Annotated in this window: 18 protein-coding genes; 12 read left to right on the top strand and 6 right to left on the bottom strand. The window is 38.3% G+C overall.

Features of this window, described 5'->3' with window-relative positions:
- The first annotated feature begins 50 nt into the window (after positions 1-50).
- Positions 51-1256 carry an MFS transporter gene (locus tag ACZ11_RS02920; protein WP_049663629.1) on the top strand — a complete coding sequence of 402 codons (1206 nt, stop codon included), beginning with the start codon at positions 51-53 and terminating at the stop codon, positions 1254-1256.
- Between the two features lie 38 nt (positions 1257-1294).
- Here ACZ11_RS02920 and ACZ11_RS02915 read toward each other — a convergent pair whose 3' ends face one another.
- Entirely contained in the window at positions 1295-1984 is a 690-nt protein-coding gene (locus tag ACZ11_RS02915; RefSeq protein WP_049663626.1) for an adenine nucleotide alpha hydrolase family protein, read from the bottom strand.
- Positions 1985-2937: 953 nt separating this feature from the next.
- On the opposite strand from ACZ11_RS02915, the gene ACZ11_RS02910 reads away from it, so the two are divergent.
- The 11 genes from ACZ11_RS02910 (at position 2938) to ACZ11_RS02860 (ending at position 12809) form a co-directional block, all read left to right on the top strand.
- Positions 2938-5349, top strand: coding sequence for a Na+/H+ antiporter subunit A (locus tag ACZ11_RS02910; protein ID WP_049663624.1), 2412 nt, complete (start codon positions 2938-2940; stop codon positions 5347-5349).
- Positions 5339-5761 carry a Na(+)/H(+) antiporter subunit B gene (locus ACZ11_RS02905; RefSeq protein ID WP_049663623.1) on the top strand — a complete coding sequence of 141 codons (423 nt, stop codon included), beginning with the start codon at positions 5339-5341 and terminating at the stop codon, positions 5759-5761. Before ACZ11_RS02910 ends, ACZ11_RS02905 begins: the two co-directional genes overlap by 11 nt.
- A 3-nt stretch (positions 5762-5764) precedes the next feature.
- Complete coding sequence (locus ACZ11_RS02900; protein WP_049663620.1) at positions 5765-6103, top strand: Na(+)/H(+) antiporter subunit C; 339 nt, start codon at positions 5765-5767, stop codon at positions 6101-6103.
- Positions 6096-7601 carry a Na+/H+ antiporter subunit D gene (locus tag ACZ11_RS02895; RefSeq protein WP_049663619.1) on the top strand — a complete coding sequence of 502 codons (1506 nt, stop codon included), beginning with the start codon at positions 6096-6098 and terminating at the stop codon, positions 7599-7601. Before ACZ11_RS02900 ends, ACZ11_RS02895 begins: the two co-directional genes overlap by 8 nt.
- Complete coding sequence (locus tag ACZ11_RS02890) at positions 7601-8083, top strand: Na+/H+ antiporter subunit E (RefSeq protein WP_049663618.1); 483 nt, start codon at positions 7601-7603, stop codon at positions 8081-8083. The genes ACZ11_RS02895 and ACZ11_RS02890 overlap by 1 nt, the downstream gene beginning before the upstream one ends.
- A complete protein-coding gene (locus tag ACZ11_RS02885; RefSeq protein ID WP_049663615.1) occupies positions 8083-8367 on the top strand; it encodes a Na(+)/H(+) antiporter subunit F1 in 285 nt (94 codons plus the stop codon). The genes ACZ11_RS02890 and ACZ11_RS02885 overlap by 1 nt, the downstream gene beginning before the upstream one ends.
- Entirely contained in the window at positions 8345-8704 is a 360-nt protein-coding gene (locus tag ACZ11_RS02880; RefSeq protein ID WP_049663614.1) for a Na+/H+ antiporter subunit G, read from the top strand. Before ACZ11_RS02885 ends, ACZ11_RS02880 begins: the two co-directional genes overlap by 23 nt.
- A 367-nt stretch (positions 8705-9071) precedes the next feature.
- A complete protein-coding gene (locus ACZ11_RS02875; RefSeq protein WP_049663613.1) occupies positions 9072-9869 on the top strand; it encodes a transporter substrate-binding domain-containing protein in 798 nt (265 codons plus the stop codon).
- A 78-nt stretch (positions 9870-9947) separates the two neighbouring features.
- Positions 9948-10607: an amino acid ABC transporter permease gene (locus tag ACZ11_RS02870; protein ID WP_049663611.1), complete on the top strand. Its 660-nt coding sequence runs from the start codon at positions 9948-9950 to the stop codon at positions 10605-10607.
- Positions 10600-11322: an amino acid ABC transporter ATP-binding protein gene (locus tag ACZ11_RS02865; RefSeq protein ID WP_049663610.1), complete on the top strand. Its 723-nt coding sequence runs from the start codon at positions 10600-10602 to the stop codon at positions 11320-11322. Before ACZ11_RS02870 ends, ACZ11_RS02865 begins: the two co-directional genes overlap by 8 nt.
- 671 nt (positions 11323-11993) lie before the next feature.
- On the top strand, positions 11994-12809 hold the full coding sequence (locus ACZ11_RS02860) for a metallophosphoesterase (protein ID WP_049663608.1): 816 nt from the start codon (positions 11994-11996) through the stop codon (positions 12807-12809).
- 15 nt (positions 12810-12824) lie between these two features.
- On the opposite strand, the gene tatC is transcribed toward ACZ11_RS02860, so the two are convergent.
- The 5 genes from tatC to ACZ11_RS02835 form a co-directional block, all read right to left on the bottom strand.
- Entirely contained in the window at positions 12825-13670 is an 846-nt protein-coding gene (gene tatC / locus ACZ11_RS02855; protein WP_049663607.1) for a twin-arginine translocase subunit TatC, read from the bottom strand.
- 11 nt (positions 13671-13681) lie between these two features.
- A complete protein-coding gene (gene tatA, locus ACZ11_RS02850) occupies positions 13682-13885 on the bottom strand; it encodes a twin-arginine translocase TatA/TatE family subunit (RefSeq protein WP_049663606.1) in 204 nt (67 codons plus the stop codon).
- 78 nt (positions 13886-13963) lie between these two features.
- Positions 13964-15676 carry a GMC family oxidoreductase gene (locus tag ACZ11_RS02845; RefSeq protein ID WP_049663603.1) on the bottom strand — a complete coding sequence of 571 codons (1713 nt, stop codon included), beginning with the start codon at positions 15674-15676 and terminating at the stop codon, positions 13964-13966.
- Positions 15677-15694: 18 nt separating this feature from the next.
- Positions 15695-16441 carry a gluconate 2-dehydrogenase subunit 3 family protein gene (locus ACZ11_RS02840; protein ID WP_049663601.1) on the bottom strand — a complete coding sequence of 249 codons (747 nt, stop codon included), beginning with the start codon at positions 16439-16441 and terminating at the stop codon, positions 15695-15697.
- A 341-nt stretch (positions 16442-16782) separates the two neighbouring features.
- A complete protein-coding gene (locus tag ACZ11_RS02835) occupies positions 16783-17967 on the bottom strand; it encodes a serine-tRNA(Ala) deacylase AlaX (protein WP_049663599.1) in 1185 nt (394 codons plus the stop codon).
- Between the last annotated feature and the right edge of the window lie 2 nt (positions 17968-17969).

Genomic DNA, 17969 nt, shown 5'->3' with positions numbered 1-17969 from the left:
CGATCTCTTATAAATGAAAGTTTACAAAAATTAGAAAGTGAGGTGGCGGCATGAATAAGCAAGTAGGGAATCTTAACAATCCGGTCTATCCAATTATGATTGCAATAGCTGTTGCCCATCTTATCAATGATACGATGCAAGCTGTTATTCCAGCGATGTTCCCGATATTGAAGAGCGATTTAGGGCTAACTTTTACACAAATTGGTCTTATTTCGTTCGCATTAAATATGTTTGCTTCTGCTTTGCAGCCTATTGTTGGTTTTGCTAGCGATAAAAAGCCGATGCCATACGCTCTACCGATTGGTATGGTAAGTTCATTCATAGGCATTGCCATTATAGCGTTCACATCACAATATTGGATAATTATTATTGCAGTATTATTTTTAGGGTTTGGCTCAGCTATTTTCCATCCTGAGGGATCACGTGTTTCATTTATGGCAGCGGGCTCGAAAAGAGGACTTGCACAATCGGTTTATCAAGTTGGAGGTAACTCTGGGCAAGCACTCGCACCACTAATTAGTGCTTATATTTTTGATTTGCTTGGTCAACGTGGTGCTGCGATTGTCTTAGTAGTGGCAGCAATAGGTATTGTTATATTGAGCAAAATTGCAGCGTGGTATAGAAAGCAGTTGGAACAAGAACGTTTGGCAAAGAAAAAACGAGTATTAGTTTCTAACTTGCCGCCATTAACAAAGAAACAAGTAGGCATTGCGCTGACGTTACTATTTACTATTATTTTTGCGAGATCATTTTATACAACTAATATTACAAGTTTTTATGTGTTTTATTTGATGGATCATTATGATGTTAGCCTTCGTCTTGGACAAATATTAATTTTCACCTTTATGGCATTTGGAGTAGTTGGTACATTTTTCGGAGGTTCATTATCAGATCGAATTGGTAGAAAAAACGTTATTTTACTGTCCGTTGTTGTACCGATGCCATTTTGTTTAGCGTTGCCGTATGTACCATTATGGGCAGCGATGATATTTTTAGTGATTATCGGCACACTCATCATGATTAGTTTCTCGGTGACAGTTGTCTATGCACAGGAGCTTGTTCCGACAAAAATTGGTACAATGGCTGGTTTAACAACTGGTTTTGCTTTCGGAATGGGTGCAATCGGTGCGATGGTAATTGGTGTATTAATAGATCATAGGGGTATTGATTTTACGATGATGGTCGTATCTTTACTACCATTATTATTACTAGTAGCATTTTTCTTACCTAAGGATAAACCGGCTTCTGCGGTGTAAAATAAAAACGCGTTCTCCAGTTAGGGGAACGCGTTTTATTATTGACGTAATGGCGATAAAAATTCAGCCGGAAGTTTGTCTTTATCAAGTACATAGCCCTCTGATATGTGAACTTCATGCATTTTATCATTGTAAGTGAATTTAAAAATACCATTATCAAAGTCAGTGCCAATCTCTTTGAAAAATATACCTTCAATTGATACATATTTAGGACATGTAAATGCTACTTTAAAATCTTCGTGTTCTTGGATTAAATAAGCACGTACACCTTTTTCGTATGTATCGTTAGCATCGTCGTCGTCAGTTGGACGTTGGACAGCTACGATGTGAAAATCAACGAAAGGAACTTCTTTTAATAAAACGTTTAGGAAGGAACCCTTTGTAATTTCTTCCCAGCGACTCTGTGCACTCTGACCTACGATGATTTGAGAAATTCCGTAGTTTTTTGCCACTTCTGCAATAACCTTTTGTATGGGGCGCTTTTCATTATCTTGTAATATGAATTTTTCAATTTCAAGCTCATCAGATAACTTTTTCCATTGCTCAATGTAGCTAGATTTCTCTGCATCAAATGCATCAAGGGGTTGCGAATCAACAGAAAGAATATATAGTGGACAATCTAACATTGTAGCCATTTTATGACCACGTCGTATTAATCGTTCACCGTTAAGCCCATAGTAGACACAAACTAATATACTTTCGTCTAAACGCCCTTTTACATGCTTCATAAAATTTAACACCTCTTATCTTGACTTTATTTTGTCATTTTTACTGTAGATTTTGAAAAAAATATCCTAAAACAGCTAAAATCGATACTGATACAGTGCATTATGCTCATTTATATTGTATACTAAAAATGTATAAAAGTTAATGATAACATATTGGGAAAACCTTGAGGAAACAGGGTTATCTTTATGCTTTACAGTTATTTGATTTATGCATTTCGTGCATTTAAACCAATTGCTTCTATATGCCACACTATTATGCAGTTAGTTAATATAGATAGTCAAGTGACTTGGTACGTCGTAGTGATGTGAATAGTGTGTACATACTATTTCTTCAAAAGTCATGCCATTTTCTAAAAGCTTTAAGGCAATACGCTATTGGTTATTCAGGCTTCTTGGAATATGTAAGCTCATAGCCTGAAAAGTTCCCCTGGTTTTATGCAGTGCTATCACCAAAAGCTCCTCCCTGCATAAAATATGTGCTGAATGTTGAATGAACTAGATTTTTATCATTTAAATCATAGATGACACTTCAATACATACTACTTACTTCCCAATCCAAGGAGTACTCACACACTTTATTACATGAATCAAATTTTAAGAGAATTTCTAATATGTTAGTTAGCTTTATTTTTCTTACCCCTATAGAGGTAGGAGACTTATGTACCTGTCGCTATGCTTTCGGTACATAAACATTTGTAACTGCCGTTTCACTTACGTTACATTAAACATTTGTAGCTGCCGCTATGCTTTCGCTACATAAAACATTTGTTAAAAGAAGTTAAACGCTCTCCAGCAATTGTTATAGATTTTTGTGCGTGAAGCAAAGTATAAAACAGTAGTAACTTCAGTAGATTTGGGAATACTTTATTATCGGTTACTTTCTCATATACACAGTTTTTCGTACCATATCAAACAGCGGTTGCTGAACGAAATTGTTAGTAGGAGGTTTTCACTTGGTTACAGTTCTCTTTGCGATACTTTTACCAATTGTTTGTGCTGCGCTTATTCCACTACTTTATAGGCGACTAAGGCGTGTTGCACATCTTGGCTGGTTTGTTTTATCCGTTCCATTCATCTTGTTTCTTTTACTCGCGCGCTATATTCCTCAAATTGCCGAGGGTAAAACGTTTATTCATACATATGAGTGGATTCCCTCTTTTAATATAAATTTTACAACGTATCTCGACGGACTCAGTATGATTTTTGGCTTGCTGATTACGGGTGTAGGTAGTTTAGTCATTTTATATTCTATTTTTTATTTATCAACGAAAGAATCTCTTCACCATTTTTACTGCTATTTATTACTATTCATGGGCGCTATGCTTGGCGTCGTCTTTTCAGATAATTTAATGGTATTATACACATTTTGGGAACTAACAAGTGTATCTTCATTCCTGTTAATTGCATTTTGGCATCATCGAAAATCATCTCGTGCCGGCGCAAGAAAAGCTATGACAATTACTGTTTTTGGTGGCCTATCAATGTTAGCAGGCTTTTTAATGCTCTATGTAGCTTCGGGTACATTTAGTATTCGTGAAATCGTTGCTAATGTAGGGGTTATACGAGACCATACACTGTTTATCCCAGCGTTAATCCTTATTCTAATTGGGGCATTTACAAAATCTGCACAGTTTCCTTTCCATATTTGGTTACCAGATGCGATGGAGGCGCCAACACCTGTCAGTGCTTATTTACACTCGGCAACGATGGTAAAGGCCGGTATATATTTAGTTGCACGTTTTTCCCCAGTATTTGGAGGAGAGGCTGTTTGGTTCTGGCTAGTAAGTGTGATTGGTCTTGTAACGTTGTTCTGGGGTTCATTTAATGCTGTGCGTCAGACCGATTTAAAGGCGTTACTGGCTTTTTCAACGGTTAGTCAGCTTGGTTTGATAATGAGTTTATTTGGGCTAGGATCAGTAGGGCATTATTACGGTTATGCTGCAGATACTGTTCTTTATACGCAGGCAAGCTTTGCAGCGTTGTTTCATCTTATTAATCACTCCACGTTTAAAGGTGCACTATTTATGATGGTAGGCATTGTCGATCATGAAGCGGGCACACGCGATATTCGCCGTCTCGGGGGATTAATGGCCTTAATGCCAGTAACTTTCACAATTGCAGTCATTGGCGGGTTTTCTATGGCCGGCTTGCCTCCGTTTAATGGCTTCTTAAGTAAAGAAATGTTTTTCGCAGCGGTACTAGCTATTCGCAATGTAGAGGCATTTTCAATTGCTGATTTAGGACTGCTCTTTCCAATAGTGGCCTGGGTGGCAAGTATCTTTACATTTGTTTACTGTATGATTTTGATCAGTCGAACGTTTTTCGGAAAACTACAGCTAAATAAGTTGGATAAAAAACCGCATGAAGCTCCATTAGGTATGCTACTTTCGCCAATTATTTTATGCGTCTTTGTAGTTGGGATTTTCTTCTTCCCAAATGCGCTAGGGCATTATATTTTAGAGCCTGCTATGGCAAGTATTTATCCAACATTCCCATCAACTAGTGAATTAACACCACATATTTATGCTTGGCATGGCATTAATGCAGAATTGTTAATGACTCTTGGTGTAATTATTATTGGGATCATCTTATTTAAAACGTTAAAAAGTTGGAAGCCTTTGTATCGGATATTCCCGCAAAGATACACGTTTAATACGTATTACAATCGAATGATTGAGTTTAGTGAAAATAGTTCTGCAAAGCTTACTAATCGCTATATGACAGGTAACTTAACACATTATTTTGTCTATATCTATGTATTTTTTGTTGCGCTAATTGCAGGATATTTTATTTGGTCGGATGCTACTGCTTTTAATTTTGCGAAGGATTCCTCAATTGAGACTTATGAGCTCATTTTAGTGTTTGTAATGATGTTCGCCGCAGTATGGATGATTTTCGCTAAGGGACGCGTAACAGCAATGTTATTAAATGGCGTACTAGGTTATTCAATCGCATTTTTCTTTGTTATTTTCCGAGCGCCTGATTTAGCGTTAACCCAATTAGTCGTTGAATCTGTGACAACTGCTCTATTCCTTCTATGTTTTAAATATTTACCTGATTTAATGCCTGAAGCCTCCCGCAAAAAAACGCAATGGTCTAAAATCATTATATCCATTTTCGTTGGCGCCACAGTTACATTAATAGGTTTAGCGGTTGTCCATTTTGATCGCTTTGAGCCAGTGGCTACTTACTTCAATGATTCCTACGAACTGGCGGGTGGTTCAAATATCGTCAACACAATATTAGGCGATTTCCGTGCATTTGATACGATGCTAGAAGTTGTCGTTCTTCTGATTGCTGGCTTAGGAGTGTATACATTAACGAAGCTAAAGCCACGAAAGGAGAAAACGGATCATGAAAATTAATGATGTCATTTTACGTACTATCACAAAGACGGTCGTATTCATTATTTTAACCCTTGGTATTTATCTATTCTTTGCAGGGCATCATGCTCCTGGTGGAGGTTTTATTGGTGGTCTCGTGCTGGCTTCTGGCATTGTTTTATTGTATTTAGCGTATGACATTGAAACAGTGCATAAAGGGATGCCATTTGATTTTAAAAAAGTCGCAGCGCTTGGCGTATTACTAGCGACAGGCACAGCAATCGGCTCACTATTTTTTGATGTTCCATTTTTAACGCAAACACATAGTTATATAAATGTACCGATATTCGGGAAAATGGGCTTTTCGACGGTAACAATTTTCGAGGCTGGTGTGGCTTTAACGGTAGTAGGTGTTGTAGTCACAATTATTTTAAGTATAAGTGAGGATGAGTAGCCAATGGAGTCTTTAATACTAGTTTTAGTTGGTGTATTAGTAGCTGTTGCGACGTACTTAATCCTCTCGAAGCAGTTATTACGTGTGATTTTAGGAACTGCGGTCTTATCGCATGCGGCACATTTACTGATTTTAACGATGGGTGGACTGAAAAAGGGGAATGTACCACTCTTAGATGAATCAGAAGGTCCTTATACAGATGCTTTGCCGCAAGCATTAATTTTAACTGCGATCGTAATTAGCTTTGCAGTAACGGCGTTCGTGCTTGTTCTCGGTTACCGAGCCTATAAAACGAACGGTTCGGCGAATTTTGATGAATTGAGAGGTACGCCGGATGAGTAATATGATTGTTTTACCATTAATTGTGCCGGTTATTACGGCAATTTTACTTGTATTTTTACGTGAAAATGTTTTTTTGCAGCGCATTATTAGTTTATTGACATTAAGCTTTGTTGTTCTTATTAGTGTCATTTTATTGCAAGAGATTCAAAAACAAGGTGTGATGCGTATTGATTTTAGTGGCTGGGCGCCACCATTCGGCATTTTATTTGTTGCTGATTCATTCGCAATGCTCCTTGTATTAGTAGCGAATATTGTCGCAGCCATTTGTTTGTTGTATGCCATTTTTTCAATCGGTAAGAGCTTTGAAAAGATGTATTTTTACCCATTTGTCCTGCTTATGGTAGCGGGAGTTAACGGCTCGTTTCTAACAGGGGATATTTTTAACTTGTTTGTGTGCTTTGAGGTTATGTTACTTGCTTCTTACGCACTCATTAGTTTAGGTGGCGATAAAGTTCAACTGCGCGAGGCGTTAAAATATGTGCTTATTAATATTGTTGCATCTTGGATTTTCCTAGTGGCATTAGCATTTTTATATGGAACCGTTGGAACGTTGAATATGGCACATATTTCTGTCCGTGTTATGGAGGCGGGAGTTGACCCACTAATAACGACTGTGGCTCTTATTTTCTTAATTGTCTTTAGCTTGAAGGCAGGTCTATTATTATTCTTCTGGCTTCCAGGCTCGTACAGTGCACCTCCAACAGCTATAGCCGCACTTTTTGCAGCGTTGTTAACAAAGGTTGGAATTTATGCGCTCGTCCGCACCTTTACATTACTTTTCCCAAATAATACTGAAGTGACTCATATGGTACTAGGGATTATGGCAGGACTTACGATTATTGCTGGATGTATGGGGGCACTAGCAGGGCGGGATGTAAGAACAATTGCCTCTTATAATGTCCTTATTGGAGTTGGCTTTATAGTGGCTGGTCTAGCGATCGGGACGGAGTCTGCTTTACAGGGCCTAACATACTATTTGATGCATGATATGGTGGCTAAGGCCATGCTGTTTTTAGCAGTTGGAATGATGATGTATGTTACGGGCGAAACGGCTATTGATAAAATGAGTGGGCTTATTCGAAATTACCCTCTTTTTGGCTGGTTATTCTTTATTGTCATGTGTTCCCTTGCTGGGATACCACCATTAAGTGGCTTTTTAGGGAAGGTTTTAATTGGACAAGGAGCTATTGAGGGCGGAAATTTTGTTCTACTAGGACTAGGATTTTTATCTAGTTTAATTGTTTTGTATTCGTTATTACGAATATTCCTCTCTTCATTCTTTGGGGAAACCATTATTAGTCTAGAAGATGAAAAGCCGTTACCAAAGCGCATGGTCTTGCCATTAACATTGTTGGCAGCTTGTACAATTGGTTTAGGGATTGGAGCTGAATGGATGGCTCCGTATGTAACAGATGCAGCAAAAACGCTCTACACACCATCAATCTATATTGATGCAGTGCTGGATGGAACAACATGGCAAGGTGAGGTGAATAAATAATGGCGATGCAATTTATCCTAAATTTATTTATCGCAACACTTTGGCTCTTGTTACAGGATGAAGTTATACCACAGTTTTCAACATTTTTAATGGGGTTCATCGTCGGAATAGGGATTTTATATGCTATGCATCGCTTTTATGGCACGCAATTTTATTTACGACGTGTATTTTCAATCATTAAATTATTATGGCTCTTTAATTGGGAGCTATTATTATCGAGTTACAGCGTATTAAGGCAAATTACTACGCCGAAGCTCAATATTACGCCTGGTATATTTACGTATAAAACAGCGCTTAGAGGAGATTGGGAAATAACAGCACTGGCGTTGTTGCTCACGCTTACTCCGGGTTCAGTAGTGATGGAAGTTTCTGAAGAGGGAGATATGTTTTATATTCATGCAATGGATATTGAACAATCAAAAGAAGCTGTCATTCGTTCAATAGGGAAATTTGAACAAGCAATCATGGAGGTGACACGTTAATGACTGAAAAAATTTTACTATTGGCTCTTGCGTTATTTAGTGTATCGATTGCGTTGTCGTTGTTTCGTGTAATTCGAGGTCCTTCGTTGCCCGACCGTGCTATAGCACTTGATACAATAGGTGTTAATTTACTTTCAGCAATCGCTATCGTCTCAATTATTTTGAAAACAAAAGCGTATTTAGAAGCTATTTTAATATTGGGTATTTTAGCTTTTATCGGCACTATTGCATTTACGAAATATATTGAAAGAGGTGTGATTGTTGAACGTAAATCAAATGATTGAATGGGCGGCAGTTATCCTTATATTGATTGGCTCCATTGTAAGTGTTATTAGTGCATTAGGGATGATTCGTTTACCTGACGTATATACACGCTCACATGCTGCAACGAAAAGTTCGACTTTGTCGGTCTTAACATGTCTATTAGGCGCATTTATTTACTTTTGGGTGCATGATGGATATGTGAGTGTACGTTTAATTTTAGGAATTATCTTCGTTTTTGTAACAGCTCCTGTAGCAGGGCATTTAATATGTCGTGCAGCGTATCGCTCTCGCGTACCATTAGCGGAAGGATCTGGGGAAGACGAGTTGAAGGAAAAGCTATTTGCAGATGAAAAATAAGATAAGGGCCTCCATTTTTAGGGGGTCTCTTTTGTTGAATAAAACTCTCACAGATGAGACTCTGGAGCGCAAGTGACGCGGCTCATCGTACGTCCCTAGGAGAAGCGCCCAGCCAGAACAGAAAGGTACTTCACGTTATGGTAATGAGGTTTTTATAGGAAAACTAGAACAGATATATTTATCAGAAAATTCCGTGTATATTGTTTTGTCTAAAAATTTTCAATTTAGCTTGATTATTATTTCAAAAGAGTATATCTTATTAGCAGATAGATTTTTTATTCTCTAAAGTGAATAAATATCCATTTAATTTTTTCGAGAACTAGATTTTTATAGACAATAAAACATAAATAAAAGGAGATCAATGAATATGAAGAATAAATTTTTCATGCTAATGTTTGTTCTAGTAATTGGTGTACTAGCAGCATGTGGCGCAAAAGATGATAAGGCGAGCGATAAAAATTCAAATGCTGGCGAAGGCTCAGAACAAAAGCAAGTATTAAAAGTAGGTACTTCATCTGATTATGCACCATTTGAGTATGTTGATGCTGCAAAAAGTGAAGATATTATTGGTTTTGATATTGATTTAATTAAATTAGTTGGTGAAAAAATTGGGGCTGAAGTGCAAGTTCAAGATATCGACTTCAATAGTCTAGTGCCAGCTCTACAAGCAGGTAAAGTAGATGTTGTTATTTCTGGAATGTCACCTAATGAAGAACGTGAACAAGTTGTAGATTTCTCTGATAAATATAATCAAACAGAGCAAGTGTTTATCGTGAAAAAGGATAGTGGAATTAAAAAAGAGGCTGATTTAGCTGGTAAAAAAATCGGTGTTCAAAATGCTTCTATCCAAGAAACTTTAGGTAATAAAATTGCAAAAGAAGTAGATGCTAGCGTTGAAGGGCGTACTCGAATTCCTGAAATTGTTCAAGACATGATGTCTAAGCGTTTAGATGCAGGGATTGTAGAAAGTGGTGTAGCAAAAGGTTATCTTGATACGAACGATAAACTAGAAGCGTTCCCTGTTAAAGAGCAACCTGAAGACTTTAAAGCAATCGCTGTTCAAAAAGGTAGCGATCTTAAAGATAAAATTAACAAAGCTCTAAAAGAATTAGCTGCTGAAGGTAAAATTCAAGAGCTAGAAGAAAAATGGCTAAAAGTTAAATAAGCAAGTTGAACTGCGATAGCTCGAAATAGAGCTATCGCTTATATTTCCTTAAAAAAGAACAAGAAAGGAGGGGGCGCTGTGAATTTAGATTTTACAGCTATCATTCCCTCTATGCCTTATATATTAAAAGGGATAGGTGTCACACTTCAAATTGCATTCGGTGCATCAGTCATTGGTTTTATAATTGGTATATTACTAGCATTATGCAAAATTGGTAAAGTGAAAGTTTTGCGTTGGTTTGCTGATTTTTATACATCGATTTTCCGTGGTACGCCGCTCGTACTACAATTAATGATTATTTACTATGCAGTGCCACAGTTATTAGATATTCAAATTGAACCAGTTCCAACGGCTATCATTGCATTCGGGTTAAACTCAGGTGCTTATATTTCTGAAATCATTCGCGCTGGTATTAATGCGGTTGATAAAGGGCAGATGGAAGCGGCACAGGCTCTAGGTATTCCATATGCAAAAATGATGAAAGATATTATTATCCCACAAGCCGTAAAAAACATTTTACCATCTTTAGTAAATGAGTTTATTACATTAAATAAAGAAACAGCCGTTGTCACAGTTATTAGTGCACTTGATATTATGCGCCGTGCTTACATTGTAGGTGGTTCAACATATCGCTATCTTGAGCCTTTACTATTTGCGGGTGTGATTTACTACATTATGACGCTTGTATTAACGTTCCTTGGTAAACGAATCGAGAAAGGAATGAGAAAAAGTGATTAAAATTGAAGATTTACACAAATCATATGGAAATAATGAAGTACTAAAAGGTATTTCAACTGAAGTTAAAGAAAAAGAAGTAATTGCTATTATTGGACCATCGGGATCTGGTAAATCAACATTTCTGCGCTGCTTAAATTTATTAGAAGAGCCAACGAGCGGAAAGATTACAATTGCTGGCGACGTTCTAACGGACAAAGGGACAAACATTATGAAGATCCGTGAAGAAGTCGGTATGGTATTTCAGCATTTTCATCTTTTCCCTCATAAAACGGTACTTGAAAATTTAACATACGCACCGATTAATGTGAAAGGAATGGACAAGGCAGTTGCTATCAAAAAGGCTGAAGATTTATTAACGAAGGTAGGCCTATTTGAAAAGCGCAATGAATATCCAAACCGTCTATCGGGAGGGCAGAAGCAACGTGTTGCCATTGCCCGAGCACTTGCGATGGATCCAAAAGTAATTTTATTTGACGAGCCTACTTCAGCTCTTGACCCTGAAATGGTAAAAGAGGTATTAGCTGTTATGAAAAATCTTGCTGATACTGGGATGACCATGTTAATCGTAACGCATGAGATGGGCTTTGCACGTGAAGTGGCTGACCGTATACTATTCCTTGATGGCGGAAAGCTAATTGAGGATGCATCACCAGAACAGTTTTTCACATCACCATCTACACAGCGCGCGAAGGATTTCTTAGAAAAAGTATTATAAACGAAAAAACGCATTTAGACTTTCTGAAAGGAATGTCTAAATGTGTTTTTTTTACTTTGGTTCGTTTATTGAGGTATTCATACACGTTGAACATGGAGTGCCACTACAGAAACCCGCAGTGTTTATGTCAACAAACCAAGAAGGTTTGACAGTCAGTTGACAATACATTTGGGGTTAGTCTTTTTGGAGCAGTCTAATGATTTTATGTGTATGTGCTTACAATTACTTTGTTTTATGCTTATAATAGGAGGGTCAGATTTTTTATCTTCATTCAGTAGAAGCTCCCACCTCTGAAGGTGGTGAGATGAATGTGGATGTTGTTCCTTTTCAGTGAGTATCCCAACACCTACTGAAATAGAGGAACTCAGTCTAAGAACGCCACGTCCTGTGGCAATGACTTAGTGACCAACATCACGTTGGCACCAAAGCCTCCGGCGGATGTCACGGATTTTTAAAGGAATGAATACGAGGATGTTAGCCTAAAACCTTCGCATCCTGCGAAAACGGCTAACTGACCTGCATCGATAAAACGCCACGTCCTGTGGCATTACCGAAATGACCGACATCGTATCGGCCCTCGTGCAGGCCTAGGCACAATTCAAAATCCGGGCGCAATTACGCCAAGGCGAAATTAATCTGATGAATAAGTAGCCTAGGGTGAGCGATTGCGATTGAAAAAATTATTATATGTAGCTTTTTTTCTTGTTTTTATAGTCATTTTTTTGTACGTAAACAATCATTGGCTGGTCGTAAGCAAGTATGAATTCGAGTCAGAAAAAGTGCCTGCCAGCTTTGATGGGCTACGCATTACACAAATATCAGATTTACAGGATGCTCTCTTTGGTGAACAGCAAGAGAAGCTCATAGCAAAGGTGAAAGCAACAAATCCTGACCTGATTTTTATTACAGGTGATTTAGTTGATAGTAATCGTTATGATTTGGAGCGAAGCTTGCAGGCTGCTAGAGGATTAGTTAAATTAGCGGATGTCTATTATGTACTAGGGAACCATGAAGTAGCGACGAATAAAGTGAATGTAATTTATGAGGAGCTATCATCGTTAGGTGTACATGTATTGTCCAATGAATCGACCGTCATTGAGCGCGACGGGGAGCGCTTGGCGATTGTTGGCATAGAAGATCCGTTATCGGGTAGAACAACAAAGGAAATGCTAAAGATAGCAACTGAAAATGTTCCACCAAATATATTAACGATTTTACTAGCGCATCGACCAGAAGTGTTTAATACGTACGTGGATTTTGGAATTGATTTAGTATTTGCAGGACATGCACATGGCGGACAAGTTCGAATTCCTGGTTTTGGTGGTCTTTTCGCACGAGGACAGGGAATACTTCCAAAATATACGGCTGGCGTTTTTGAGGAAGGAACAACGACAATGGCCGTTAGTCGAGGATTAGGTAATAGTACAGTACCTATTCGAATTTTTAATCCACCAGAGATTGTTGTAATGGAATTAAAGAAAAAATAAAGCACTGCGTCTTTGCTACGCAGTGCTTTCTATTTGTTTACGCTCTATACGTTTAACAAGATAGATACTTATTTCATATAAAATAATCATTGGAATTAAGACGAGTAACTGGCTAATAAAATCGGGTGGTGTAATTACAGCAGAACCAACCCCCATCCCAATATAAGACCAGCCTCGTATTTTTTTCATGGATTCAGCCGTTAGTACACCAATAGACGATAAAAAGAGGGCTACAATTGGTAATTCAAAGAGTAGTCCGAGTGGTATAGTTGTCATCACTAAAAAATGCATGTATTCATTTGCTGAAACCATAACATCAAAATTAGTTGCTCCTACACTTACTAAAAATGCGTAGCTGAGTGGATTAACAATAAAATAACCGAATGCTACGCCTAATAAAAAGAGTACAAGCATGACAGGTGCATAAAGACCGAGGAAACGGCTTTCTTCTTCTTTTAAACCTGGCTTTACGAAGCTCCACAAAAAATGAACTAAAAAGGGCATAGATAGCCCGAATGCTAGTGTTGTGGAAATGGTCATGTAAAACTTCACAACCTCTAAAGGCCCTAAAATAATTAGTGAATGTCCTCGAGTTACATAAGGAAACCAAATATTAATAGTAGAGAATACGATAATAAAAAATAAAATAAATACGAAAAGCCCTTTAATAATTTGTTTTCTCAGTTCAGTAAGATGTTCAAGTAATGATGCAATTGGGAAAAGAGGCTCATGAACTACCACATCCTGTTCAATTGTCTCTACTGGAACTTCAACAAAAGCCTCTACAGGTGTGAGAGGCTCAGCTTCTTTCTTATCAAGTGGACTTAAATATTCTCTTTTTCCTTCTTCATATGGATCCATAGGAAAACCTCCTACGAAGCGTCAGATTTTTTATTTTCTTTTTTCGTTGAATCATCTTCATCATCAATAAGCCCCTTCGTGGACTTTTTAAACTCTGCAAATGTTTTACCGACTGCACCGCCGATTTCAGGCAATTTTTTTGGACCAAACACGATTAAAACAATTACTAAAATGATGATTAACCCTGGTAATCCAATTGCTCCAAGACCTCCCATAATCTTGCCTCCTTTTAATGAAATTTTTAGTATATCAATTTTGCCTTGGTATAATTCCGTGACACCCGCTGAAAGAAGTTATACTAAGGAACCACCTGATTTGCTATATTTCACAACACCCTCTGCACAGCGATAGGCTAGTGCCCCTAACGTACCAGTTGGATTATAGCCACTATTGTGTGCAAAGTTTCCGGCGCTCACAGCAAAAAGGTTTTCTGCATTCCAATGCTGCATGTAGTTATTCACAACGCCGTCCTCAGGCTTTAAGCTCATAACCGTTCCGCCTGTATTATGGGTTGTTTGATACGGTACAATATTGTAATCAGTAATTTCAGCATTAGGGACAACAGTTTTGGCGCCCATTTCTTTCATAATGTCAGCCGCACGTGCTGAAATATATTTATGAAGTGCGCGATCCTGATCCGTAAAGTTATACGTTAACTGTATAAGAGGTAAGCCATAAGCATCCTTATACGTAGAATCAAGAGACAAATAATTTTCTTTATGTGGCATCGAAGCACCCTGTGCACCAATCCCGAATGAACGTGTATAGTAATGAATAGATTGCTTTTTAAATTCTGATCCCCATGTTGGCGTATCAGGAGGTGTTGGGTTCGAGCCGATAGGGCGCGCACCTGTTTGTGTTAGAGCTATACTTCCACCGTGAATAAAATCTAAGTCGCTATGGTCAAAATTATCGCCATTATAGTCATCTAAACTCACACCGAGTGAACCTGCACCCATAAAGGTGTTATACTGCTCATCGAAGAAACCTGCTGCTCCAGGTAGTATTTGATAGCAATAGTTTCTTCCAAGTGTCCCTTTTCCAGTAGCTGGATCATAACGTTCTCCAATGTTAGATACCATTAATAGTTTGGCATTATTAAAGACATAACTAGTAAGAACGACAGCATTAGCTGGTTGAATAAATTCTTCACCAGATATCGTATCAATGTATCGGACACCAGTTACTTTATTGCCTTTCTTTAAGATTTCAACAACATTGGAATTGTAGCGTAAGTCAAAGTTACCTGTTTTTAATGCAGTTGGAACAACAGTAACCTCTGCAGATGATTTGGCGCCATATTCACAGCCGAAGCGTTCGCAGAAGCCGCAATATTGACAAGCATTAATCGTTTCACCGTCAGGGTTCTTATAAACTTCTGATAAGTTAGCAGAAGGAACCATGTAAGGTGATAATTTTAATTTTTTTGTAGCTGTTTCAAATTGCGTAAGCATCGGTGTCATTTTCATAGGCCCAGTCGGATAAGGATTTGAGCGTTTTCCACTAAATGGATTTTTATCGTCTCCAGAAATACCTGCCGTTTTTTCGAACTTGTCGAAATAGGGCTCAAGTTCATCGTATGTTAATCCCCAATCTTGTATTAAATAATCAGGTCCAAGCTTATTCGCACCATATCGTTTGTCTGTCAATGTTTTAATTTGAAAATCATATGGTAAAAAGCGATACGTCATACCGTTCCAGTGTGTACCAGAGCCGCCAAGCCCTTCACCAAGTAAAAAAGAACCGAGCTGACGCATAGGCAATGCTTTCATATTGCGATTATTACGGAAGCTTACTGTTTCCTTAGAAAGATTTTGCATTATATCGTAACGAATTGCATAACGATACTCGTCATGGATAGTCAGATAATCTTCTGTGCCACGCTTTTGTCCGCGCTCTAGACCAACGACCTTTAAGCCAGCCTTCGAACACTCTGCCGCGACAATACCGCCGGTCCAACCTACCCCGACTGTTACAACGTCTACAATTGGTAATGTTTTTGCCATTTTTCTAACCCCCTAATATTAGTGGCTACCTAATGAATTAGGCTCAATTTTTTGGAATTTCGGATCTTCGATTTGAGTAATATACGCCATTTGATGACCGGGAAAGCCTTTCATACGCCAGCCATCCATATTACGATTCCCACCATATATTGGATCAGAATAAGCACCTTCTAATGTTGCTGCACGTAATAAATTAAAGAAGAAAGCAGATGTGACACCGCTCATTTGCACTTCGCCTTTCTGGAAGGCAGTTAAAATTTCATCCATTTGCGTACCATCTATATCGTTAAAGCTCTTTTTATAGCGATTCTGTGCTTCCGCCTCTAACTTTTGAACACCTTGCTTAAAAATTTCCGCACGCGTTAAACGACTCTGATAACCTTGTGTTGGAGCACCCTCGCCAAATGGTCCGTGCATATATTCTTTAGAATTACTGCCATATTGCCCTGCAAGCTGATAGTCAATAAAGTAAGGCACATCTAAGCCCTTTGCCCCTGGACCTAAATCGTCCTCAGGGAAAATACGTTCAGTAGCATTTGCTAAAATATTAAAATCTCTTTGATTCATAAAAAACATTTTGGCTTTTGGCGAACCAGTCTCTTCGGTAGCAGTTCCATGCTGACCATGCTCTAGCGTGGCAGTTCCTTTACCAGGCATGTTATAGCCTACAAGACCACCTATTAATCCACCGCCGACTAATGTACCTGCTGCGATCCCTGTTGTTTTTAAAAAATCACGACGTGAAATATCTTTTTCAGGACTCATAGAAATCCTCCCCTCAAAATGTATAGAAACTATTCTATTTTTTATAATCAGCAAAAAAAGTAAATTATAATCAGGTATCTCTGGAAAATTTTTTAATTTAATCCAATAGGCGAATCAACTTGATGTAATCGAGATGGTTGTGGATAAGTTGTGTGTTATCTGTGGGTAATGTGTGGATAAATGAAATATGCTAAGAGATCGATTACTACAGCTGAGCGAATGTCTGTGGATAATCATCGATGGGGGATAGTAGCAATAGAATGTTCAGCAAGTGATGATGTGCAAAAATAAATAAATAAAGGAGCTCCCCAAGTAATGGGGAGCTCCTATCATCGAAAAGGTTAGTTAAGTACTTCTTGCACAGCTTCAAATAGTTGCTCGGTAGAGATAATACGCTCGCCACCGCCTTGTACCATCTGATCACTGCCACCGCCTTTTCCATTAACGAGTGGAAGTGCTTTTGCAGCAATGTCCTTCATACTTTTCTCAACTTTTGCACCACGTGCCGCGACAAACTGAAGCTTGTCTTCATTTTCTGAAACGAGTAATACGATAGATTCGGTCTGCTCTGCGACAATAGTTCTTGCTAATTTTTGAAGCTCTTGCATAGAACGCTGAGTAAAGGCTGCAGTAATAATACGTTCTTTACTAGAAACTAACGCTTTTGCTTCATAATTTAGTAGTTCCTCTTTTGCTGCCGCGAGTGCTTTTTCTGTATTTTTCTGTGTTGTTAAGACTTTTGTAAGTGCTGAAGCTGCTTCAGTTTCAGGTACACTTAATTGTCTTGCAACATCAGCTAATACTTTCTTTCGCATTGCAAGCTCCGCTAAAACTCTGTGACCACAGACAAAGGAGACACGAATATTGCCCTTCATTTTTTCGGTGCCAAGGATTTTTATTGCACTTACTTGTCCTGTAGATATTGGATGCGTACCGCCACAGCCGTTGTAATCAAAATCAGGAATAATAACAAGTCGAATATCTCCTGTGACGGCTACCTCTTTACGAAGGCTATAGTTCTCAAGCTCTTCTTCTTTAATCCATTTCGTGTCAATTGGACGATTCTCTAGAATAATTTCATTTGCACGGGCTTCCGCAGCCACAAGCTGTTCTTCAGTTAGGCTGTCTACGGCAATATCAATTGTGACCTGCTCAGTGCCCAAATGGAAGCTAACAGTTGGTGCATCAAAAAGCTCGACAAAGGCCGCTGTTAAAATATGTTGACCTGCATGTTGCTGCATATGATCAAATCGTCGTTGCCAGTTCAATTTACCATGCACTACTCCAGCTAAACTTGAAGAGTCACCTTGAATATAATGTCGAATTTCATTATTAATTTTCTCAACATCAATGACCTCGATATCATTTAAAGTACCCGTGTCATGAGGTTGTCCACCTCCAGTTGGATAAAAAGCAGTATTTGATAGCACCACGTAGTTACGGCCATCTATATCGGTTCCTTTATTGACAATTGTTGCATTAAATTCACGTAGCGTAACATCTTGATAATATAGTAGATCTTTCAAGA

The sequence above is a fragment of the Lysinibacillus xylanilyticus genome, assembly GCF_001183605.1.
In the GTDB taxonomy this organism is placed as follows: Bacteria; Bacillota; Bacilli; order Bacillales_A; family Planococcaceae; genus Lysinibacillus; species Lysinibacillus xylanilyticus.
Note: the sequence above shows the minus strand (reverse complement) of the source record. Positions and strands in the feature narration are given on the sequence as shown.